The following is a 20,853-nucleotide window of genomic DNA, read 5'->3' as shown; positions in this document are numbered from 1 at the left end:
CGCGTCCTCCAGTTCCAGGTGCCTTCGGCGGCCAGCCGGTCCGCGGCGGCCAGGGCGCGGGAGACCAGGGTGCCGATGGCGACGAGGGTGACGTCGCCGCCGTCGCGCAGCACCTGGGCGCGCCCGTGCTCGAAGGGGGCGTCGGGCGGGGTGACGTCGGGGATCTTGAAGCGGGGGACGCGCAGGTAGCTGGGGCCGTCGTGGGTGTACGCCCAGCGCAGGGCGGCCCGGGTCTGGGCGCGGTCGGCCGGGACGACCACCGTGAGGTCGGCCACGGCACGCAGCCAGGACAGGTCCTCGACGGAGTGGTGGGTGGGGCCGAGCTCGCCGTAGGCCATGCCGGGGCTCTGGCCGCACAGGATCACCCGGAACCCGCTGTAGGCGCAGTCGGCCTTGATCTGTTCCAGTGCGCGTCCGGTGAGGAAGGGCCCGGCGGCGGAGACGAAGGGGACGAAGCCGGCGTTGGCGAGGCCGGCGCCGACGCCGACCATGTTCTGTTCGGCGATGCCGACGTTGACGAGCCGGTCGGGGAACTCCTCGCGGAAGGCGACGAGGTTGCTTGAGCCGACGGAGTCGTTGCAGACGACGACCACGCGTTCGTCCTGGCGGGCGAGGGCGGCCAGTTCCTCGGCGGGCGCGGCGGAGCGGCTGGCCGACGTCGTGCGGCGCGCTTCCTTCCGTATCGCCACCGGTTTCGCGGGTACGCCGCTGATCTGCGACGCCCTGTGCGCGGCGGGCGAGCCGCAGCTGGCCTACCGGATGCTGCTGGAGAAGGACTGCCCGTCCTGGCTGTATCCGGTGACCATGGGCGCCACCACCATCTGGGAGCGCTGGGACTCGATGCTGCCCGACGGCAGCGTCAATCCGGGTGAGATGACCTCGTTCAACCACTACGCGCTGGGCGCGGTCGCCGACTGGCTGCACCGCACGGTGGCGGGTCTGGCGGCCGCCGGACCGGGCTGGCGGCGCCTGCGGATCGCCCCGGTGCCAGGCGGGGACCTGACCTGGGCGAAGGCGGCGCACCTCACCCCGTACGGCAGGGCGGAGGCGGGCTGGCGCGTCGAGGAGCCCGGGGAGCGCGTCCTGGTGATCGAGGTCCTGATCCCTCCGAGCACCCGCGCCGAGGTCCACTTCCCGAGCGGCGAGCCCCCGCAGGAGATCGGCCCGGGCCGCCACACGTTCCGCCGCGGCTGGACACCACCGGCGACGGTGACCATCTCCTAGGGGCATGGGCCGCGGCCCACTGGACGCAACAGGACCCGCAAGCCATCGAGCCTGCGGGTCCTTCAGTCACGTCGGCCGAAGCCAGCGCAGCGTCACGCCGCCTTGGGGGCGTTGACGTCCGCCGGCAGCGCCTTCTGAGCCACCTCGACGAGCGCGGCGAAGGCGCTGGCGTCGTTGACGGCGAGCTCCGCGAGGATCTTGCGGTCGACCTCGACGTTCGCGGCCTTCAGACCCTGGATGAAGCGGTTGTACGTGATGCCGTTGGCGCGGGCAGCGGCGTTGATGCGCTGGATCCACAGCTGACGGAAGTCGCCCTTGCGCTTCTTGCGGTCGTTGTAGTTGTAGACCAGCGAGTGGGTGACCTGCTCCTTGGCCTTGCGGTACAGGCGCGAACGCTGACCGCGGTAGCCGGAGGCCGCCTCGAGGATCGCCCGGCGCTTCTTGTGGGCGTTGACTGCCCGCTTGACGCGTGCCACTTGTTAACTCCTTGTAGCGGGGCCGCGGTTGGACTCACGCGGCCCGGAAACGACTGGGTCCCGGTTGGGTTGACTCAGGGCGCCGTGCGGCGCCCGCGTGTCACTTGCCGAGAAGCTTCTTGATCTTCGCGGTGTCACCCGGGGCCATCTCGGCGTTGCCGGTCAGGCGACGCGTCACGCGGGACGACTTGTGCTCGAGCAGGTGGCGCTTGCCGGCGCGCTCACGGAGCACCTTGCCGGAGCCGGTGACCTTGAAGCGCTTACTGGCACCGCTGTGCGTCTTGTTCTTCGGCATAGCGCCGTTATCTCCTCGTCGGTGGCGCTCCGGTGCCCGGTCGTTAAACCGGGCACGGCGGAACGTCGCTCTTGTATCGGTTACGTCCTGGGACTCTCGCCCCTGGGTACTGCCCGGAGGCGGGTTACCCCGGGATCACGCCTCGGCATGCTCCTCGGCGGGCGCCTCGACCTCGACGTCGGCGTCAGCCTCGATCTCGGCGGGGTTCTGCGAGCGACCGGGGTTGGCCTTCGCGTCCGCCTTGCGGGCTTCCTGCGCCTGCCGGGCCTCGGCCATCGCCTCGGTCTTCTTCTTGTGCGGACCGAGAACCATGATCATGTTCCGGCCGTCCTGCTTCGGGTTCGACTCCACGAAACCGAGGTCCTGGACGTCCTCCGCGAGACGCTGCAGCAGTCGGTAGCCCAGCTCGGGCCGGGACTGCTCGCGACCACGGAACATGATCGTGATCTTGACCTTGTCGCCCTGCTTGAGGAACCGGACGACGTGACCCTTCTTGGTGTCATAGTCGTGCGGGTCGATCTTCGGCCGGAGCTTCATTTCCTTGATGACCGTGTGCGCCTGGTTCTTGCGCGCCTCACGGGCCTTCATGGCCGACTCGTACTTGAACTTCCCGTAGTCCATGAGCTTGCAGACCGGCGGACGCGCGCTCGCCGCCACCTCGACCAGGTCAAGGTCGTACTCCTGCGCAAGCTCCAGCGCCTTGGCAAGCGGAACAATCCCGACCTGCTCGCCGCTGGGACCGACAAGTCGCACCTCGGGAACGCGAATCCGGTCGTTGATGCGGGGCTCGGTGCTGATGGATCCTCCTCGGTAGCACCACACGGCGGCCTGGCGGGCAACCGCGTAACGTCTGTTTCCGTAAGACCTAACCGCACCGAAGCAGAAAAAATGCCCCGGACGATCACAGGCGGGGCTCCTCGAACTACCGGAACACCGCCGCGAGGATCGCGGGGCGCAGAATCGGACGGAACGCCGTCGCCGTGGAACGGCGAAGCGACCGTCTGACCGGTGACCCGCCGCCCGTGGAGCGGTCAGGTGGGAGTTCGAAGCCTCCACTTGTGGGCCGGTCCAGCTAGCCGTGTGGCATACCTGTCCGGCCGGTCGTCAGACAAGGCTAGCAGTAAAGGCGGGGGAGGGCTAATTGAGACGACCTGGGCTAAGTAAGAGCCCCAGGTCCCCTGCGCCTATCGTGTGGGGCATGAGTGAGACGCCCCTTCCCGGCCCCGATGACGCCGGGCAGCCCGACTTCGACGAGATGACCCGCGACATCGCCGAGGTCCCCGCGGTCGAGGTGATCGTGACGGTCGCCGTCAACCTGATGAGCGCGGCCGCCGTGAAGCTCGGTCTGACCGAGGAGGGCGACAAGTACAAGGACCTGGACGAGGCCCGCAAGCTGGTCACCGCCCTCGCCGGACTGCTCGACGCCTCGGCGACCGAGATCAGCTCCTTCCACGCGGCCCCGCTGCGCGACGGCCTGAAGTCGCTCCAGCTGGCCTTCCGCGAGGCCTCGATCGTCCCTGACGAGCCGGGCCAGGGCCCCGGCGAGAAGTACACCGGCCCGGTCTACGGCTAGCAGTCGGCGACGATCAGTTCTTCACGTACAAGGGCTCGCCCGGAGGCGTGGTTCCGGCCGGCAGCAGTGCCAGGTCGAGGCCGCGCACCAGGCGGGCCCTCAGTGTTCCGTCAGCGGCGAGCCGCTCGGCGACGGCCTGGGCGGTCTCGGCGGGCGGCGCGGCGGCCGGGTCCAGTACCAGCGCCAGGGTCCCGTCAGCCGGTCCGGGGCCGAGGTGCGCGCGCAGGACAGCGGGCTCGGCGGCCACCGCGGCGCGGACGGCTTCCCGCACCGCCGGGTCGGCGAGCGGATCTGCCGTCGTACGCCCCTCGGCCAGGGCCAGCAGCGCCGGCCCGGTCAGTTCGAACGGTACGGGCCCCGACAGGTCCAGCACCACCGTGTCCGCCTTCTCGTGCGCGGCGGCCTGCAGCGCCTGGTGCAGGGGTACGGCCACGGGCCGGGCCGCCGGGTCCCAGCGGGCCAGCGACTCGGTGGAGGTGAACGCGGGCAGGGCGGTGCGGTGGCCGGCCTTCAGGGTGGGCACGGCCATGTCGCTGGTCTTCTCGCGGCGCAGCCCGTTCTCGTCCTCCTCGACCTCGCCGAGCACGGCGACGACCGGTACAAGGAGCCGGGCCCCCTTCAGCGCCTCAAGCACCGGGGCGACGGCCGTCCGGTCCTCGGCCCAGGCGGCCAGCGCGGCGGCCAGCCGGGGGTCGGCGGTGCCGTCGTCGTCGGAGTAGCCAGAGTCGGGAATGTTCTTGTTCGCCACGGTCCCCGACCCTATCGGTGGGAAGCTGCTGCGGTTGTGCGGCCCCCGAAACCCCGTCGACACAGCTTTCACGGGAATCTCAGGTTTCCCTGACCCACTTCTAACTTCGGGCTAACGGGGCACACAGTCCCCGCCCCGAGCATCGCGGGCATGGAGTCCCCCAGAGCCACCTCCGAAGCCCGCCGAGGCCGCCGACGCGCCCGCCCACCGCGACGCCGCGCGCTTCTCTACACAAGCCTCGCGCTGGTCGCCGTCGTCGGCGTCACGGCGGCCGGGACCGTGTACGTGAAAGCGCACGCGGGCGACAACAACGGCGCCGTATCGTCGGCCGGGTCGCCGTCGCCCTCCTCCTCGGCCTCGGCGAACGGGGAGGCGTCGGTGGAACCGGTGACGGAGCCGGCCGTGGACCGGGACGCCCTGCTGAGCACGGCGATGAAGACGGTGACCGTGCCGTCCGGGGCGAAGGTGTCGGCGGCGGTGCTGGACCTGGACTCCGGCGACAGCGCGGCCTACGGCGACGCGGCCTTCGACACCGCGAGCATCGTCAAGGTCGACATCCTGGCGGCGCTGCTGCTGCAGGCGCAGGACGCCGGGCGGCATCTGACGGCGACGGAGAAGGCGTACGCCACGAAGATGATCGAGAACAGCGACAACACGTCGGCGTCGGAGCTGTGGGACATCATCGGCAAGGCGGCGGGGCTGGACGCGGCGAACAAGCGGTTCGGGCTGACGGGGACGGAGGGCGGCGACGGCGCGCTGTGGGGGCTGACCCAGACCACCGCCGCCGATCAGCTCACCCTGCTCCAGCAGGTGTTCGGGGACGATTCCAAGCTGAGCGAGGCCTCGCAGGCGTACATCCAGGGGCTGATGAAGACGGTCGAGTCGGACCAGCGGTGGGGGGTTTCGGCCGCCGCCGACGGTTCGGGGTTCGCGCTGAAGAACGGGTGGCTGGCCCGGAGTACGACCGGGCTGTGGGACGTCAACAGCATCGGGCGGGTGACGGTGGGCGGGACCGACTATCTGGTCGCCGTGCTGTCCAACGGGACGGTGAGTCAGGCCAAGGGGATCTCGCTGGTGGAGGCGGCTGCGAAGGCGGCGGTCGATTCCCTGACGGACGCTGACTCTTCTTCCGGGTCCGCGTCGGCTTCGGCTTCGGCTTCGCAGTAGGGGGAAGGTTCAGGGGTTCGCGGGCGGGTGCGGGCCCGGTGGGGACTGGTCGCGCCCACGCGGCGGTAGCCGCATATCGACACAGCCCCGCGCCCCTGACGGGGCGCTTGTCCTCGGGCATTTCAAAAGGTCAGGGCGTCTCGAAGGGTCTGCGGCGACTTCGCCACATGACCACCGCGGCCACCAGCAGGACGCTGCCCGCGCCGCCGGCCAGGGGGGCCGCCCAGTCGGAGGCGCTCGTCGTGTTCTTCTCCACGTCCGGGCCCGAGCCGAAGTACCTCTTCCCGTACGACGCCGACGTCAGGTTCTCCGTCCTGAGCTTGGCCGCCGCCTTGATGGCCGCCGCCGGGTCGATCATGCCGAAGCCGCGGGAGTCGTCGCGGCCGCCGCTCGGCGCGTTGCGGGCGGTGTCCTCCACGAGCTTTTTGATCTGGGCCGGAGTGAGGCCCGGGTGGGCGGCCTTGATCAGCGCCACGGCCCCCGAGACGAAGGCGGAGGCGGCGCTGGTGCCCCAGCCCTCGTAGTACTTGTGGTCCGGGTCGGCGATGACGATGTCGTCGCCGGGCGCGCTGACCGTGGCGTACCAGCGGCGGGTGGAGAAGGAGGCGCGGGCGCCGAACTTGTCCACCGCGGTGGCGGCGATGACCCCCGGGTAGGCGGCCGGATAGGAGATGTGGTCGCCCTTGTCGCCGCCGTTGCCCGCCGAGGCGACGACCACGACGTCCTTCTTCAGGGCGTACTGGATGGCCTCGTCCTCGCTGGGCTCGGGGTGCGCGGAGTCGGAGTCGTCGCCGAGGGACAGGTTGATGACGTCGGCGCCGTGGTCGGCGGCCCAGCGGATGCCCTCGGCGAGGGCGTTGCCCCGGGTGGAGCGGGCCTTGCCGCGGGCGCTGTCGCCGTCTTCGAGGATGACCCGGACGGGGAGGATCTTCGCCTCGGGCGCGACCCCCATCACGCCGTCGCCGTCGCCGACACCGTGGCCGTGACCGGCGACGATGCCGGCCATGGCGGTGCCGTGCCGGGCCCAGTCGCGGTCGCCCGGACCGGCACCGAAGCCGATCATGTCCTTGGCGGCGAGGACGTTGCCGACGAGATCCGGGTGGTCCGCCTCGACGCCGGTGTCCAGGACGGCGACGGTGATGCCCTTGCCCTTCGTGGTCTGCCAGGCCTCGTCGAGATGGAGGGCGGACAGGCCCCACTGCTGGGCGCGGATGCTGTCGGCGTACGCGGTGGTGGACGGCAGGAGGGCGAGCGAACCGGCGAGCAGCAGGCTCACCGCGGCCCCGGTTGCGCGGCGCTTCATGAGGGCTTCTCCGTTGCCGTGCCGACGATGTACTGGCGCAGTCGCCGTTCGACGCGGTCGGCGAGGCCCTGCGCCTCGTTGCCGAGGCCGGCCTGGGCGGCGGGCGTGGTGGCGCCGGACACCTCGGCGTCGGCGGCGGGCTGCGGGGAGTCGACGGTACGGCCGTCGGCCCAGCCGGAGACCGCGTAGGAGACGACCGGGGCGTCGGTGAGCACGGCGATGGTCCAGGAGGCGCGCTGGTGCGCTCCGAACCGCTCGGCGGCGGTGCCCTTCGCGGCGTACGGGAGGGGCAACAGGTCGGTACGGCGGTCCAGGTGCTCGGTCTGGAACCGCTTGGCCAGGGCGGTCATGCCCGCCGGGTCGGCCTTGGTGAACAGCAGCCCCACGGTCGTCACATAGCTCTGGGTGGCGTCGGTGTAGGTGGCGCGGATCAGGCGCTGGCAGCCGACGGGGGCGAGCACCTTGCGCAGCAGCGGGTCGAAGGCGTCGGCGCAGCCGGTGGCCGGGGCGACGGCGATCCGCGTCCAGGTGCGGTCGGCTCCGCCGGGGCCGGCGCCGGTGCCCTGCACGGTGGGCGGGAACAGTTCGTCCACGGGCACGTTGTGCCACAGCCCCGCGGCCGAGCTGAAGGTGCTCGCCGCGCCCGTGTCACCGCCGTCGTCGAGGAGCCAACTCCCGGTCACCGCACCGCCGATGAGACCCAGACCGAGCACAATGCAGGCGGCGGCCGCGGCGGTACGGGGCGCCACGCGGCCGATCAACGACCGTCCCCGGCCTCGCTCGTCGTATCCCTCCGGCTCGCCGAAGGTCACAACGGGCCGGTCCCGGCCGGGAGTTCCCGCGGAGGCGGTCCAGGACATCGCGGGGTCCAGTCCCGGGCCGCGATAGGGCGAGGGGGCGTCGTAGTACGGAGGCGGAGCGACGGGATGCGGCGCGGTACCGGAGTCCGGGGCGGTCACCGAGGCGGCCGAAGGGCGCGGTGGGGCACCGGCCGAGGCGGAAGCCGTCGGGTGTGCCGCCCCTTCGGCGGCCGGGAACGAGCTGCCGGGCGCCGGCGGAGCCGCGGGACGCGCCGGGGCGGCGGCGTCCGGAGGTCCGGCCGGGCGGGGCGGGGGGTTGTCGGTCGCCGGGGGCTCGGTCGGTCGCGGTGGAGCGGTCGGCGCCGGGGGCTCGGCCGGGCGGGGCGGAACGCCGATGGCGGGGGGCTGCGGTGCGGTCCTCGGGGGTGTCGTGGGGCGCGGTGGGGCGGTCGGCACCGGGAACGTCCGCATGTGCGGGCTCCATGCGCTGCCCGACTCCGGCGTGCCTATGGTGGTCGGGAAGTCACTGCGGGGCCGCTCGGGCCGCCTGGGCCCGGCCACACCGGTGCCACCCGCGGTCGTATCGGCCGAGGGCGTGGACGTGGTGCACGGACGTGCGACCGACGGCCGCGACGGGTGCGGCGCCCCGTCGGCTCCGCGCCGCTCGTCCGACGACGATTCCGGTTCCGATTCCGCCGAAGCACGCGGGGGGCGAAACGATCCGGTCGCCTCCGACGCGCCCTCCGGACGCCGGACCGACGGCCCCGGCCCGTACGGCAGCCGAAACGGCGGCGCTACCCGACCGGACTCCCGCCCCGGAGCGGCAGGCGGCACAGCGCGCCCCGCCCCCCGGCCGGACTCCGCAGCCGGCGCAACACGCCCAGCCTCCCGACCGGAACCCGCAGACGGCCCGAAACGACCGGACTCCCCACCGGAAGACACCGGCGGCACACCTCGACCAGCCTCGCGGCCCGAACCCACAGACGGCCCGAAGCGACCGGACTCCCCGCCGGAAGACGCAGACGGCCCCACACGACCGGTCCCCCCGCTGAAAGACACCGGCGGCACGGCGCGACCGGTCCCCCGGGCGGAAGGCGACGGGGGTGTGTCCGGGAAGCGGGCCGATGAGGGTGGTGCGGTGGTCGTGGACTGGGACGGGGGGCCCTGGGGTGGGCGGAGGTTGGGATAGCGGGGGCGGGTGATTCGGTCTGCGGATGTCGCGCTGCCGACCGGCCGGTCCCCCGCGCTCTGCTCGCCCTGCCCCACCGCACCGCCCCGACTTGTCCGGTCATCACGACTCTGCTGCCCGTCGGACCGTCCCGGCAGCTGGTCCTGCCCGGTAGCGTCGGCCCCACCGGTGAATACGTCGGACCGGGGCGACCCATTCACTCGACTCACCCGGTCGAAGAAACCGGGCCCTTCGGTTCGGCCGGACGTACCGGCCGTACCCGGCGCCGTACCCCTGCCGGCCTCACCGTTTCCGCGGTCACCGCCCGTCGGCTCGGGCTGCTGTGCCGGTGTCGTGGCGGCCTGGTCGGACTCGGGACGTCGTGGGATCGGGGCGTGCCGCGCTTCCATGCTCATGCGCCCCCCGTTTCCTCGTACCCGGGCCTGCTCCTCGTACGGGCCGTCGTGCTTCCCGGCGCAAAGACGTCCGCCCCCGGGCACGCATACCCGCACGCGCGGATCCGCATCCCGGCGCGGGTCAGGCGACCGAGGTCGTTCCGCCGTACGTGCGCGTCACTCTACGGGTTGTGCGACGGCAAACGGGAACCAGTCCGCGGCCCCGGGGCATCTGCCCGTATCGTCCCCCTACCCTGCGGTAATCCTGTCTGGCAGGCTTCGTTCATGACTGCGCGCGCCGCCGACCGGGCCCGTTACGACCGGGCCACCGCCCATCTGGACGCCCCTCTCGCGATCGTGGATCTGGAGGCCTTCGACGCCAACGCGGATGATCTCGTGCGACGGGCCGGCGGCAAGCCGGTGCGGGTCGCCAGCAAGTCCGTGCGCTGCCGGCACCTGCTGGAACGGGTCCTCGCGAAGGACGGTTTCGCCGGGATCATGTCCTTCACGCTCGCGGAGTCGCTGTGGCTCGCGCGCTCGGGGTTCGACGACATCCTGCTGGCCTATCCGTCCGCGGACCGGGCCCGGTTCGCGGAGCTGGCCGCCGATCCCAAGCTGGCCGCCGCCGTGACGGTGATGATCGACGACCCGGCCCAGCTCGACCTGATCGACGCCGCCCGCGACGGCGGGAGCGAAGTGGTCCGGGTCTGCCTGGAGTTGGACACCTCCCTGAAGATGTTCGGCGGGCGGGTGCGGGTCGGGGCCCGGCGCTCGCCGCTGTACTCCCCCGCCCAGCTCGCCGACCTGGCCCGGACCGTGGCCCGGCGGCCGGGCTTCAGGCTCGTCGGGATCATGGCGTACGAGGGGCACATCGCCGGTGTCGGCGACGCTGTCGCCGGCCGGCCGCTGCGGTCCCGCGCGGTCCGGCTGATGCAGGCCACCGCCCGCCGTGAGCTGGCCGAGCGGCGCGCCGCGGTGGTGCGCGCGGTCCGGGCGGTGACGCCGGACCTGGAGTTCGTGAACGGCGGCGGCACGGGCAGCGTGCAGACCACGGCGGCGGAGGACGCGGTCACGGAGATAGCGGCGGGTTCGGGCCTGTATGTGCCGCGTCTCTTCGACAACTACACGTCGTTCACCGGCCGGCCGGCCGCGCTGTTCGCCATGCCGGTGGTGCGGCGGCCCGGTGTCGGGGTGGTGACCGTGCTCGGCGGCGGCTACCCGGCCTCGGGCGCCCCGGGCCCCGACCGGCTCCCGGTGCCGTACCTCCCGGAGGGGCTGTCCTACGACCCCCAGGAGGGCCCCGGCGAGGTGCAGACCCCGCTGCTCGGCTCCGCGGCGGACGATCTGCTGATCGGCGACAAGGTGTGGTTCCGGCATGCAAAGGCGGGCGAGCTGTGCGAGCGGTTCGCCGAGCTGCAGCTGATCGAGGGTGACCGGGTGACGGCGACCGTACCGACGTACCGCGGTGAAGGTCACACCTTCCTCTGACGTTCTGGCCTGCCGGCCTGCTAGCGCGCCGGGCGGATGCCCTTCGTGATCTCGTCCATGTCGGACAGGGGCGGTCCGTCCGGGCCCGCGTCGAAGACGAAGCGGACGACGACCGGGGCCGGGATGCCGGAGGCGGACGGAAAGGCGAGGGACTGGACGTAACCGCCCGGTCCCTCGGCCGTCCTCACCCGCCAGCGCACCAGGTACCCGTCGTGGCCCGCGACCGCGACCCGGCCGGCCTTGACGACCCGGTGGGAGCGGATGCCGCCGTAGGGCCGCCGACCGCCGGGATCGTGCCCGTACGCCGTCTCGGCCGCGTCGGGTACGTCGCGTTCGGCGACGGTGCGCGGTGAGGCGCCCTCGGCCCGGTCCGCTGTACGGCTGATGACCTGGCCGTGGCGGCAGCGGCCGGTGCGGGCGGGGCAGTCGTAGGTGCCGTCGGTCGTCATCACGACGTCGTCCTGGGCGATGGCGGACGGGCTGGTCCAGCCGGTCGGCACCGGCAGGGTGATGCCGTTGAGCTGGTCGACGACGAGGGACGGGGCGGCGGGCGGTCCGCTGGGGGCGGTGTCGATCGTCGTGTCGCCCGTGCTGCGTACCTCGTCCGTGCGGACCACGGTCGCGCCGGTGACGATCGCCGTCGCCAGCACGGCCCCGGCCGCGATCAGCGCGACCGCCCCCGCCCGGCCGGACGCCCCGGCCGCCGGGGTCGGCGGCACAGGGAGGCCGGACGGGGTGCGCCGGTGCTCGGTCCAGGCTTCTCCGTCCCACCAGCGCTCCAGGTGTGGGGCGTGCGGGTCGGAGTACCAGCCGGGCGGCGTCATGCTCACTCCCGCACTGTAGGACGGGAGTTGGGGCGGCTCCTACAGGGGTGTGACGTACGCCCCGGAGATCCCGCCGTCCACGAGGAAGTCGCTGGCGTTGACGAAGGAGGAGTCGTCGCTGGCCAGGAAGGCGACGGCGGCGGCGATCTCCTCGGCCTCGGCGAACCGGCCGAGCGGGATGTGCACCAGGCGGCGGGCGGCCCGCTCGGGGTCCTTGGCGAACAGTTCCTGGAGCAGCGGGGTGTTGACCGGTCCGGGGCAGAGGGCGTTCACGCGGATGCCCTCCCGCGCGAACTGCACGCCCAGTTCACGGGACATGGCCAGAACTCCGCCCTTGGAGGCGGTGTAGGAGATCTGGCTGGTCGCCGCGCCCATCCTCGCCACGAAGGACGCCGTGTTGATGATGGAGCCCTTGCCCTGCTGCCGCATGTAGGGGATGGCGGCCTTGCAGCACAGGTAGACGGAGGTGAGGTTGACCTCCTGGACGCGCTTCCAGGCCTCCAGGCCGGTCTCCAGGATGGAGTCGTCGTCGGGCGGCGAGATACCGGCGTTGTTGAAGGCGATGTCGACGCTGCCGTAGGTGTCGAAGGCGGTCTTGAACAGGGCCTCCACCTGTTCGGCGTCGGTGACGTCGACCTTGACGAAGATCCCGCCGACTTCCTCCGCGGCGGCCTTGCCGCGGGCCTCGTCGACGTCGGCGCAGACGACGTTGGCGCCCTCCGACGCCAGTCGCCGTGCGGTGGCGAGGCCGATGCCGCTGCCGGCCCCGGTGATGACGGCCGTACGGCCGACGAGCCGGCGGCAGACGATCCCTGCGATCCCTGCGGTCTCTGCGGTCTCTTCGGTGGATGCGGTCACTGTGCGGGGCCCTCCGTGCTGATGAAGACGTTCTTGGTCTCGGTGAAGGCGGTGAGCGCGTCCGGGCCGAGTTCACGGCCGATCCCCGACTGCTTGAAGCCGCCGAAGGGGGTCCAGTAGCGGACGCTGGAGTGGGAGTTGACGGACAGGTTGCCGGCCTTGACGGCCTGCGAGACGCGCAGCGCACGGCCCACGTCCCGGGTCCAGATCGAGCCGGAGAGGCCGTACTCGGTGTCGTTGGCGAGCCGGACGGCCTCGGCCTCGTCGTCGAAGGGGATGACTGCGGCGACAGGCCCGAAGACCTCCTCGACGGCCACGCGCGCATGCGGGTCGACACCGGTGAGGACGGTCGGCGGGAACCAGAAGCCGGGGCCCTCGGGGGCCTTGCCCCGGATGCCGGGCGCGTCGGCGTCGACGTACGAACGGACCCGTTCCAGCTGGGCCCTGGAGATCAGCGGGCCCATGTCGGTGCTCTCGTCGGCCGGGTCGCCGACGGTGACGGACTCGACGGCGGGGGCGAGGAGCTCCAGGAAGCGGTCGTGGACCTGGCGTTGGACGAGGATGCGGGTGCGGGCGCAGCAGTCCTGCCCGGAGTTGTCCAGGAAGGACATGGGGGCGGCGGCCGCGGCGGCTTCGATGTCGGCGTCGGCGAAGACGATGTTGGGGCTCTTGCCGCCGAGTTCGAGGGTCACGCGCTTCACCTGGTCGGCGCAGAGCGCCATGATGCGCTTGCCGACGCGGGTGGAACCGGTGAACACGATCTTGGCGACGCCCGCATGCTTCACAAGCGCCTCGCCCGCGATGTCGCCGCGGCCGGGCAGTACCTGGAAGAGGTGCTCGGGCAGCCCTGCCTCCAGGGCGAGTTCGGCGAGGCGGAGCGCGGTGAGGGGGGTCGTCTCGGCGGGCTTGAGGAGCACCGCGTTGCCGGCGGCGAGGGCGGGCGCGGTGCCCCAGGCCGCAATCGGCATCGGGAAGTTCCAGGGGGCGATGACGCCGACGACCCCGAGGGGTTCGAGGAGCGTCACGTCGAGACCGCCCGGTACCGGGATCTGACGGCCGGTCAGCCGCTCCACACCGCCGGCCGCGTAGTCGAGCAGATCCCGGACGTTGCCGGCCTCCCAGCGGGCGTTGCCGACGGTGTGCCCGGCTTCCCGGACCTCCGACTGGGCGAGTTCTTCGCGGTGTTCGTCGACCGTGACGGCGAAGCGGCGCAGCAGCCGGGCCCGGTCGGCGGGCGCGTGGGCGGCCCATCGCTCCTGAGCCTGCGCGGCCCGTCGTACGGCGGTGTCGACGTCCTCCTCCGCGGCGCCCGGGACGGTGGCGATCACCTCCTCCGTGGCCGGGTTGAGGATGTCGAGTTCGTACTGTTGCGACAAGTCGTGCCTCACATGCGTTCGAAGGAGCGGCGCAGCTCCCAGTCGGTCACCGCGGCGTCGAAGGCCTCCAGCTCGACGCGGGCCATGTTGCGGTAGTGCGCGACGACCTCGTCGCCGAAGGCGGCCTTGGCAATGGGGCTGTTCTCCCAGAGTTCGGCGGCCTCGCGGAGGGTCGTGGGGACGTGCGCGAAGTCGGCGGAGTAGGCGTTGCCCGCGCAGGCTTCGGGGAGTTCGAGCCGCTGCTCTATCCCGTACAGCCCGGCGGCGACCAGTCCCGCGACGGCGAGGTGCGGGTTGACGTCGCCGCCGGGCAGCCGGTTCTCGAAGCGGAGCGAACGTCCGTGGCCGACGACTCTGAGCGCACAGGTGCGGTTGTCGTGGCCCCAGGCGACGGCGGTCGGGGCGAAGGAGCCCGGCTGGAACCGCTTGTAGCTGTTGATGTTGGGGGCGTAGAGGAGCGAGAAGTCGCGGAGCGCGGCGAGCTGTCCGGCGAGGAAGTGCCGCATGACGTCGGACATGCCCTCGTGGGAGGCGAACACGTTGTGGCCGTCCGCGTCCGTCAACGACAGGTGGATGTGGCAGGAGTTGCCCTCGCGCTCGTTGTACTTGGCCATGAAGGTGAGCGAGACGCCCTCCTGGGCGGCGATCTCCTTCGCGCCGGTCTTGTAGACGGCGTGCTGGTCGCAGGTGACCAGGGCCTCGTCGTAGCGGAAGGCGATCTCGTGCTGCCCGGGGTTGCACTCCCCCTTGGCGGACTCGACGGTCAGCCCGGCGCCCGCCATCTCGTTGCGGATCCGGCGCAGGAGCGGCTCGATCCGCCCGGTGCCCAGCACCGAATAGTCGATGTTGTACTGGTTGGCCGGGGTCAGCCCTCGGTAGTTCGCGTCCCAGGCGGCCTCGTAGGTGTCCTTGAACACGATGAACTCCAGCTCCGTACCGACCTGTGCGGTGTAGCCGAGTTCGGCGAGGCGCTCCAGCTGGCGGCGGAGGATCTGGCGGGGTGCGGCGACGACCGGGGAGCCGTCGTTCCAGGCGAGGTCGGCGACGAGCATCGCGGTGCCCGCGTTCCAGGGCACGCGGCGGAGGGTGGCAAGGTCGGGGTGCATGGCGAAGTCGCCGTAGCCGCGGTCCCAGGAGGACATGGCGTAGCCGTCGACCGTGTTCATCTCGGTGTCGACGGCGAGGAGGTAGTTGCAGCCCTCGGTGCCGTGGTGGAGGACCTCGTCGAGGAAGAAGCGGGCGGCGAACCGCTTGCCCTGCAGGCGCCCTTGCATGTCGGGGAAGGCCAGGACGACAGTGTCGATCTCACCGCTCGCGACGAGGGTGTGCAGCTCCTCGACGCTCAGCGGGGGTGTGCGGTCTGCCACGGGGGAGCTCCTTCGGCTTCTTTCACGCTGATGCTGCTGGTGCTGCCAGTACTGCTGGTGCTGCGCTTCTGCGGCCGGGCCGGGGGCTCTAAGGTATTGAAGAGAACCATTGCTTGGGAAGGGGGTACGGCCATATGTCACTGGACGCGGACGGCGCCCTCGACGACGCGCTGACGCCTGTGCTGCGACCCGTGCGGGCGGGCAACGGCTTCGAGGAGGCGCTGGAGCAGATCCTCCAGGTCGTCCGGCTGGGCCTGGTTCCGGGCGGCGAACGGCTGCCCGCCGAGCGGGAGCTGGCCGAGCGGCTGGGGATCAGCCGGGTGACGCTGCGCGAGGTGCTGAAGGTGCTCCAGGACCAGGGTCTGGTGGAGTCCCGGCGCGGACGGTACGGCGGCACGTTCGTGCTGCCGCGCGCGGACGCGGGCGGCGAGGACGAGCTGCGGCGCCGGATCGCCGAGGTGGACATCGAGGACGTGCTGCGCTTCCGGGAGGTGCTGGAGGTGGGCGCGGCGGGCCTGTGCGCGGCGCACGGCCTGACCGACGACCAGGCGGTCCGGCTCCGTGAAGCCCTGGCCCGCACCCACGAGGCACCGCTCGCGGACTACCGCCGCCTGGACACCCTTCTCCATCTCACGATCGCCGAGCTGTGCGGCTCCCCCTCCCTCACCGCCCAGTACGCGGCGGTACGGGCGACGGTCAACGACCTCCTGGACTGCATCCCGCTCCTGGTGCGCAATCTGGAGCACTCGCAGCGCCAGCACATCGCCCTGGTGGAGGCGGTGCTGGACGGGGACGCGGACGGCGCGCGGGAGATGATGCGGGAGCACTGCGCCGGGACTGCGGCGCTGCTACGGGGCTTTCTGGCGTAACGGCCGATGGGCATGTCATAAAGGTGTGCAGGCGCACCTTTACGCACACCTTTATGACACGGGAGGGCCCATGACCGGACGGCCGCTGATCGGCGTGAGCACGTACCTGGAGGCCGGGACGCGCTGGGGCGTCTGGGAGCTGGAGGCGGCGCTGCTGCCGGCCGGCTATCCGCGTCTTGTCCAGCGGGCGGGCGGCCTGGCCGCGATGCTGCCGCCGGACGCCCCCGAGCACGCGGCGGCGACGGTGGCCCGTCTGGACGGCCTGGTGATCGCGGGCGGCCCGGACGTCGAGCCGGTCCGCTACGGCGCCGAAGCCGACCCCCGCACCGGCCGTCCCGACCGCCCCCGGGACGCCTGGGAGCTGGCCCTGATCGACGCGGCGCTGACGGCGGGCATCCCGCTGCTCGGGATCTGCCGGGGCATGCAGCTCCTGAACGTCGCGCTGGGCGGCACCCTCGTCCAGCACATCGACGGCCACGCGGACGTACCCGGTGTCTTCGGCCGGCACGAGGTGAAGCCGGTCCCCGGGACGCGCTACGCCGAGACGGTCCCGGAGGCGGCCTCCGTCCCCACCTTCCACCACCAGGCGGTGGACCGCCTCGGCGACGGCCTGACGCCCTCCGCGTACGCGTCCGACGGCACGGTGGAAGCGATCGAACTCCCCGCCGAGCGCGGCTGGGTCCTCGGCGTGCAGTGGCATCCGGAGATGGGAGAGGACCTGCGGGTCATGCAGGCCCTGATCACAGCCGCGTCCTGAGCCAGGCCAGCGCCGCGTCGCCCTGCGCCCGCTGGAACGGGCGCAGGGTGGGCAGGCCTGGCGGGGCGGGCAGGACCGAGCTCTGCAGGAAGTAGCCGGTGAGGGCGGCGAGCGCGGCGGTGACGGCGTCCGGGTCCGCGTCCCGGCCGAGCGGGTGCGCGCCGAACACGCCTTCCGGGTCCGGACCGCCCTGCGCCGTGACGCACGGCAGCATGACCAGCAGGTCGAACCAGGGTGCGGCCCGCACCGCGTGCGGCCAGTCGACGAACACGACCCCTCCGTCGTCGGTCAACAGCATGTTGTCGGCGCGCAGGTCGGCGTGGGCGAGGGTGTCGCCGGTGACGGATCCGGGCCAGGGGGCGGCGAGGTCGGCCAGGTCGGCGAGATGCACGACGGTCCACTCGTCGAGTCGGTCGGCGTCCGCGTCGGGGCCCTCGATCAGCTTGCGCCAACCGTCGAGCGTGTCGGCGAGGTGTTCGGCGGCGGGTGGGGCGTCGACGGGCGCCGGAGTGAGGGTACGGCCGAGGGTGGTGACGGCATCGAGAACGCGGCGGAGTTCGTCGGGGCGCCAGGGGATGTGGGGCTGACGGCCTTTCACCTCCTCGAAGACGAGGGCCACCCAGGTGCCGTCGTCGTAGGTGCCGAGCAGGCGGGGTGCGGGGACGGTGTCGGGGAGGGCGGCCGCGTTGCGGGCCTCCGTGCGGTGCAGGGCGGGGCTGTGGGGGTTGGCGTCGGCGCTGACCGCCTTGACGAAGGCGGTGCGGTGGGCGGCGGTGCGGATTCTGGCGGCGACGCCCGGGGAGAAGCCCCCGGGCTGGGTGGCGGCGTGGGTGACGGGGGCACCGCCGAGCAGGTCGGTGACGGCGGTACGGACAGGGGCGGGAAGGGCCTCCCAGGGGGTGCGGGCGCCTTCGGCGGGTGGGGCGGTGGGGATGGGCATGGAGGGATGGTGCGGGTTGGGGGCGGGGTGCCGCCACGGTTTTTCGCCCCCCGCCGGCCGTGCCCTCCCCAGGGGCACCCCCAGCCGGACTGTCTTTGGGACCGCTCCCTTTCACGCGACCGAGTCGGGGGGCAGATCGGCGAAGGGTTGTCAGCCCCGGGTCAGGGAGAGCAGTTCTCGTGCCGGGCCTGTCGGGCGGTGGCCCGTCGGCCATACCGCCCGCAGGTCGCGGCGCAGCGCCACCCCGTCCACCGGGATGCTCACCAGCCGCCGCATCGCCAGTTCCTCCCCCACCGCCAGTTCGCTCAGCACCGCCGGGCCGGCGCCGCTGACCGCGGACGCCTTGACCGCCGTCGTCGAGGACAGCTCGATCAGCGGGCGGGCCAGGCCGCCCAGTGCCGCGTCGAGGACCTGGCGGGTGCCGGAGCCGCGTTCACGGAGGATGAGCGGTGTCGCCGCCAGCTCCTCGGCGGCGAGCGGGCGTCGGCGGCGGGCCCAGGGGTGGGCGGGGGCCACGACGACGATCAGGCGGTCGTGGGCTATCACCGTGGAGTCCAGCCCCTGCGGCACCGACAGGCCCTCCACGAAACCCAGGTCCGCCTCGTCCGCGAGCAGCCGTTCGGCCACCGCCGCCGAGTTGCCGGCGAGCAGGGACACCGCCGTGTCGGGACGCTGCGCGCGCAGCGCGAGCAGCCAGCCCGGGAGCAGGTACTCGGCGATGGTCATGCTCGCCGCGACCCGCAGCCGTGAGTCCCGCCGGTCCCGCAGCGCCTGCGCCCCCGCGTCGAACGCCTCCGCCGCCTCCACCACCCGCCGCGCCCAGTCGGTCACCAGCGCGCCCGCGTCCGTGAGCCGGGAACCGCGTGGTGAGCGGTCGACGAGGGCCACCCCCAGCTGCCGTTCCATGGAGCGGATCCGGCTGCTGGCCGCGGGCTGGGTGATACCGACCTCCCGGGCGGCCGCCCCGAGGCTGCCCAGCCGCGCCACCGCCAGCAGCAGTTCCAGCGCACCGAGGTCCGGCACGCGGTGCGCCAGCGTGCCGCCTGCCGCCCGGTCCTCCGTCTCGCTCATAAACACAGCTTATGCCCTCATAGGGACGGGCTCCCTGGTCGCGGGCCCGGACCGGCGGCACCGTTGGTTCCATGGTCACCGCAGTCCGGTATCTCGGTCCCAACTGGTACGCCTCCGTCATGGGCACCGCCGCCCTCGCCACCGCCGGCGCCGCGCTCGGCGTCGGCGGCATACACGAACTCCTGGTCGGCGTCTGGGCGCTGTCCCTGCTGCAGCTCCTGGCCCTGCTCGCCGCCCGCGCCCTGCACTGGGCCCACCACCCCGACCAGGCCCGCGCCCACCTGCTCGACCCCGCCATGGCGCCCTTCTACGGCTGCCTCTCCATGGCCCTGCTCGCCGTCGGCGGCGGGACCCTGGCCCTCGGTCGGGACTGGATCGGTGAACCGGCGGCCGTCGCCCTGGACGCCGTGCTGTTCGCCGCCGGTACGGCCGTCGGGCTGGCGGCGGCCGTCGCCGTGCCGTACCTCATGGCCGTACGGCATCGGGTCGAACCCGGTCAGGCCACCCCGGTGTGGCTGCTGCCGCTGGTCGCGCCCATGGTGGCGGCCGCGCTCGGGCCGCGGCTCGTACCGCACCTGCCGGCCGGGCAGCCCCGCGAGACCCTGCTCCTCGCCTGCTTCGCGATGTTCGGGCTGAGCCTGCTGGCCACGCTGCTGATGCTGCCGCTCGTCTTCGCCCGGCTGGTCACCGGCGGCCCGCTGCCCCTCGCGCTCACGCCGACGCTCTTCCTGGTGCTGGGGCCGCTCGGGCAGTCCACGACGGCGGTGGGCGCCTTCGCCGACGTCGCGCCCGGGGTCGTACCGGCGCCGTACGACGGCGGTTTCGGCCTGCTCGCCGTGCTGTACGGCGTTCCGGTCATGGGGTTCGCACTGCTGTGGCTGGCGCTGGCCGTCTCGTACCTGGTGCGGGCCCGGCGGCAGGGCATGCGGTTCACCATGACGTGGTGGGCGTTCACCTTCCCGGTGGGGACGTGTGCCACCGGCACCGCGGCGCTGGGGCGGCACACCGGGCTCGCCGTGTACGACTGGCTGGCGGTGGGGCTGTACTGCCTGCTCGTCGTCGGCTGGGTCGCGGCCGCCTCCGGCACCGTACGCGGGCTGCTCTCCGGCGCGCTGCTCGCAGCGCCTCGGGCAGTCCCTGTGGGGCCGCTGCCAGTGACGGGGCGTACCGCGTCGGATGCCGTCCGCTGACCCGTGCGCGAGGCCGTGGTGCTTCAGCGGGGGCGGTCCTGGACCGCCTCGATGTGTTCCGCCACCGCCACCACGATCACCCTCGTGTCCGGGACCGTCGCCCGCCAGCGGTGGCGGACTCCACCGGTGAGGTAGAGGGTGTCGCCGCGGCCGAGGCGGTAGGCGCTGCCCTCTGCCTCGATCTCCACGGCGCCGTCGGCGACGTACATCAACTCGTCGTTGCGGTGCTGGAATTCGCGGCCGGCGTCGTGGTCGCCGGTGAACTCCGAGGCGTGCAACTGGTGGTGACCGCGCACCAGGGAGCGCACCTTGGGTGCGAAGTCCGGCTCGGTGGCGTCCTCGGCCCGTACGACGTCCACGCTGCACGCCGGGTCGGCGGCGGCGAGGAGTTCGACGGCCGTGGTGCGCAGGGCGTCGGCGAGCTTCTCCAGGGAGGTGCGACTGGGGCGGGCCCTGTCGTTCTCGATCTGGCTCAGGAAGGGCACCGAGAGGCCGCTGCGCTCGGCCACGACGGCGAGAGTGAGCTCCAGCGCGCGGCGGCGCCGCCGTACTGCCGCGCCCACCCGCACGGGCTGCTGGTCTTTGTGGTCGCCCATCGCTCCGGCTCCCTCCTTCGCTCGTCGTTGCGCCCTTCGGGTGCCCCGCCGCGGCCGGGCCCCTCCTGATGGGTTCTCTGCACCCTACGCACGTTCGGCAAACCGTTTCAGGCGGCCGCCACATCCCTGTCACGTCCGGTGAGCGCGACCCTCACAGTTCACGCCACTGCACGAGTGTGCCGGACTCGCCGGGCGCGGGCTCCCCCTTCGGGATGAAGACGCTGACCAGGAGGGCCGGACGGCCGTCGGGGCCGACACGGAGCGCGGCCGGCGGAACGGCGACAGCGCGGCTGCCGCCGGGGTCCACGGGTGCAGCCCGCCGGCCCGGCCGGATACAGGGTCGTGGGCACGGGCCGGCCGGCTCCCGG

The 20,853-nt window shown here is 72.7% G+C and carries 21 protein-coding genes and 1 pseudogene; 7 read left to right on the top strand and 15 right to left on the bottom strand.

The genetic code is table 11. From position 1 onward, the window contains the following. Nucleotides 1-68: 68 nt before the first annotated feature. Nucleotides 69-593 (bottom strand): annotated as a pseudogene (locus EDD90_RS59175) (transketolase family protein); the annotation flags it as partial. Nucleotides 594-660: 67 nt separating this feature from the next. Between EDD90_RS59175 and EDD90_RS42495 the strand changes: the two are divergent. Beyond that, nucleotides 661-1,224, top strand: coding sequence for an alpha-L-rhamnosidase C-terminal domain-containing protein (locus tag EDD90_RS42495; protein ID WP_398927262.1), 564 nt, complete (start codon nt 661-663; stop codon nt 1,222-1,224). Nucleotides 1,225-1,316: 92 nt separating this feature from the next. Here EDD90_RS42495 and rplT read toward each other — a convergent pair whose 3' ends face one another. The 3 genes from rplT to infC all read right to left on the bottom strand — a co-directional run bounded on the left by rplT (nt 1,317) and on the right by infC (nt 2,817). Beyond that, nucleotides 1,317-1,700 (bottom strand): 50S ribosomal protein L20, encoded by a 384-nt coding sequence (gene rplT, locus EDD90_RS42490; protein ID WP_053658616.1) that lies wholly within the window; start codon nt 1,698-1,700, stop codon nt 1,317-1,319. 100 nt (nt 1,701-1,800) lie between these two features. After that, nucleotides 1,801-1,995 (bottom strand): 50S ribosomal protein L35, encoded by a 195-nt coding sequence (rpmI, locus tag EDD90_RS42485; RefSeq protein ID WP_046726698.1) that lies wholly within the window; start codon nt 1,993-1,995, stop codon nt 1,801-1,803. A gap of 135 nt (nt 1,996-2,130) precedes the next feature. Then, a complete protein-coding gene (gene infC / locus EDD90_RS42480; RefSeq protein ID WP_185149419.1) occupies nt 2,131-2,817 on the bottom strand; it encodes a translation initiation factor IF-3 in 687 nt (228 codons plus the stop codon). A 376-nt stretch (nt 2,818-3,193) separates the two neighbouring features. Between infC and EDD90_RS42470 the strand changes: the two genes are divergently transcribed. Beyond that, nucleotides 3,194-3,568, top strand: a complete 375-nt coding sequence (locus EDD90_RS42470; protein WP_123978403.1) for a DUF1844 domain-containing protein — start codon at nt 3,194-3,196, stop codon at nt 3,566-3,568. A 13-nt stretch (nt 3,569-3,581) separates the two neighbouring features. On the opposite strand, the gene EDD90_RS42465 is transcribed toward EDD90_RS42470, so the two are convergent. Continuing rightward, a complete protein-coding gene (locus EDD90_RS42465; protein ID WP_123978402.1) occupies nt 3,582-4,316 on the bottom strand; it encodes an SseB family protein in 735 nt (244 codons plus the stop codon). Between the two features lie 150 nt (nt 4,317-4,466). Here EDD90_RS42465 and EDD90_RS42460 point away from each other — a divergent pair, with 150 nt between their 5' ends. Next, complete coding sequence (locus EDD90_RS42460; RefSeq protein WP_123978401.1) at nt 4,467-5,483, top strand: serine hydrolase; 1,017 nt, start codon at nt 4,467-4,469, stop codon at nt 5,481-5,483. A 130-nt stretch (nt 5,484-5,613) separates the two neighbouring features. Here the strand turns inward: EDD90_RS42460 and mycP are convergent, their stop codons facing one another. Then, complete coding sequence (mycP, locus tag EDD90_RS42455) at nt 5,614-6,786, bottom strand: type VII secretion-associated serine protease mycosin (protein WP_123978400.1); 1,173 nt, start codon at nt 6,784-6,786, stop codon at nt 5,614-5,616. Then, nucleotides 6,783-7,745 carry a hypothetical protein gene (locus tag EDD90_RS42450; RefSeq protein WP_311737246.1) on the bottom strand — a complete coding sequence of 321 codons (963 nt, stop codon included), beginning with the start codon at nt 7,743-7,745 and terminating at the stop codon, nt 6,783-6,785. Before EDD90_RS42450 ends, mycP begins: the two co-directional genes overlap by 4 nt. 1,689 nt (nt 7,746-9,434) lie before the next feature. Here EDD90_RS42450 and EDD90_RS42445 point away from each other — a divergent pair. After that, nucleotides 9,435-10,637 (top strand): amino acid deaminase/aldolase, encoded by a 1,203-nt coding sequence (locus EDD90_RS42445; protein ID WP_123978399.1) that lies wholly within the window; start codon nt 9,435-9,437, stop codon nt 10,635-10,637. Nucleotides 10,638-10,657: 20 nt separating this feature from the next. On the opposite strand, the gene EDD90_RS42440 is transcribed toward EDD90_RS42445, so the two are convergent. From EDD90_RS42440 to EDD90_RS42425, 4 genes are read right to left on the bottom strand one after another with little or no spacing between them, the layout of a single operon-like run. After that, entirely contained in the window at nt 10,658-11,461 is an 804-nt protein-coding gene (locus EDD90_RS42440; protein ID WP_123982220.1) for a DUF2510 domain-containing protein, read from the bottom strand. A 39-nt stretch (nt 11,462-11,500) separates the two neighbouring features. After that, the gene (locus EDD90_RS42435) at nt 11,501-12,280 is read right to left on the bottom strand and encodes a 3-oxoacyl-ACP reductase (protein ID WP_123982218.1); all 780 of its coding nucleotides are present in this window, start codon (nt 12,278-12,280) and stop codon (nt 11,501-11,503) included. A 35-nt stretch (nt 12,281-12,315) separates the two neighbouring features. Beyond that, a complete protein-coding gene (locus tag EDD90_RS42430; protein WP_123978398.1) occupies nt 12,316-13,695 on the bottom strand; it encodes an aldehyde dehydrogenase in 1,380 nt (459 codons plus the stop codon). Nucleotides 13,696-13,703: 8 nt separating this feature from the next. Further along, nucleotides 13,704-15,062, bottom strand: coding sequence for a glutamine synthetase family protein (locus EDD90_RS42425; protein ID WP_123978397.1), 1,359 nt, complete (start codon nt 15,060-15,062; stop codon nt 13,704-13,706). A gap of 134 nt (nt 15,063-15,196) precedes the next feature. On the opposite strand from EDD90_RS42425, the gene EDD90_RS42420 reads away from it, so the two are divergent. Beyond that, nucleotides 15,197-15,931: a FadR/GntR family transcriptional regulator gene (locus tag EDD90_RS42420; RefSeq protein WP_123978396.1), complete on the top strand. Its 735-nt coding sequence runs from the start codon at nt 15,197-15,199 to the stop codon at nt 15,929-15,931. Nucleotides 15,932-16,001: 70 nt separating this feature from the next. Next, the gene (locus EDD90_RS42415) at nt 16,002-16,688 is read left to right on the top strand and encodes a gamma-glutamyl-gamma-aminobutyrate hydrolase family protein (RefSeq protein ID WP_123978395.1); all 687 of its coding nucleotides are present in this window, start codon (nt 16,002-16,004) and stop codon (nt 16,686-16,688) included. Here EDD90_RS42415 and EDD90_RS42410 read toward each other — a convergent pair. Together EDD90_RS42410 and EDD90_RS42405 are read right to left on the bottom strand one after the other, a co-directional pair. Next, nucleotides 16,672-17,628, bottom strand: a complete 957-nt coding sequence (locus tag EDD90_RS42410) for a phosphotransferase family protein (protein ID WP_123978394.1) — start codon at nt 17,626-17,628, stop codon at nt 16,672-16,674. The genes EDD90_RS42415 and EDD90_RS42410 overlap by 17 nt on opposite strands. 150 nt (nt 17,629-17,778) lie before the next feature. Further along, nucleotides 17,779-18,699: a LysR family transcriptional regulator gene (locus EDD90_RS42405; protein ID WP_123978393.1), complete on the bottom strand. Its 921-nt coding sequence runs from the start codon at nt 18,697-18,699 to the stop codon at nt 17,779-17,781. 71 nt (nt 18,700-18,770) lie between these two features. Here EDD90_RS42405 and EDD90_RS42400 point away from each other — a divergent pair, with 71 nt between their 5' ends. After that, nucleotides 18,771-19,889, top strand: a complete 1,119-nt coding sequence (locus EDD90_RS42400) for a TDT family transporter (protein WP_123978392.1) — start codon at nt 18,771-18,773, stop codon at nt 19,887-19,889. A gap of 23 nt (nt 19,890-19,912) precedes the next feature. On the opposite strand, the gene EDD90_RS42395 is transcribed toward EDD90_RS42400, so the two are convergent. Next, nucleotides 19,913-20,485: a helix-turn-helix domain-containing protein gene (locus EDD90_RS42395; protein ID WP_123978391.1), complete on the bottom strand. Its 573-nt coding sequence runs from the start codon at nt 20,483-20,485 to the stop codon at nt 19,913-19,915. 151 nt (nt 20,486-20,636) lie between these two features. After that, nucleotides 20,637-20,792, bottom strand: coding sequence for a hypothetical protein (locus EDD90_RS55920; protein WP_185149418.1), 156 nt, complete (start codon nt 20,790-20,792; stop codon nt 20,637-20,639). Nucleotides 20,793-20,853 lie beyond the last annotated feature (61 nt).

This window comes from Streptomyces sp. Ag109_O5-1 (assembly GCF_003814875.1).
Taxonomy (GTDB): Bacteria; Actinomycetota; Actinomycetes; order Streptomycetales; family Streptomycetaceae; genus Streptomyces; species Streptomyces sasae.
This window is presented reverse-complemented; position numbering and strand designations above follow the sequence as displayed.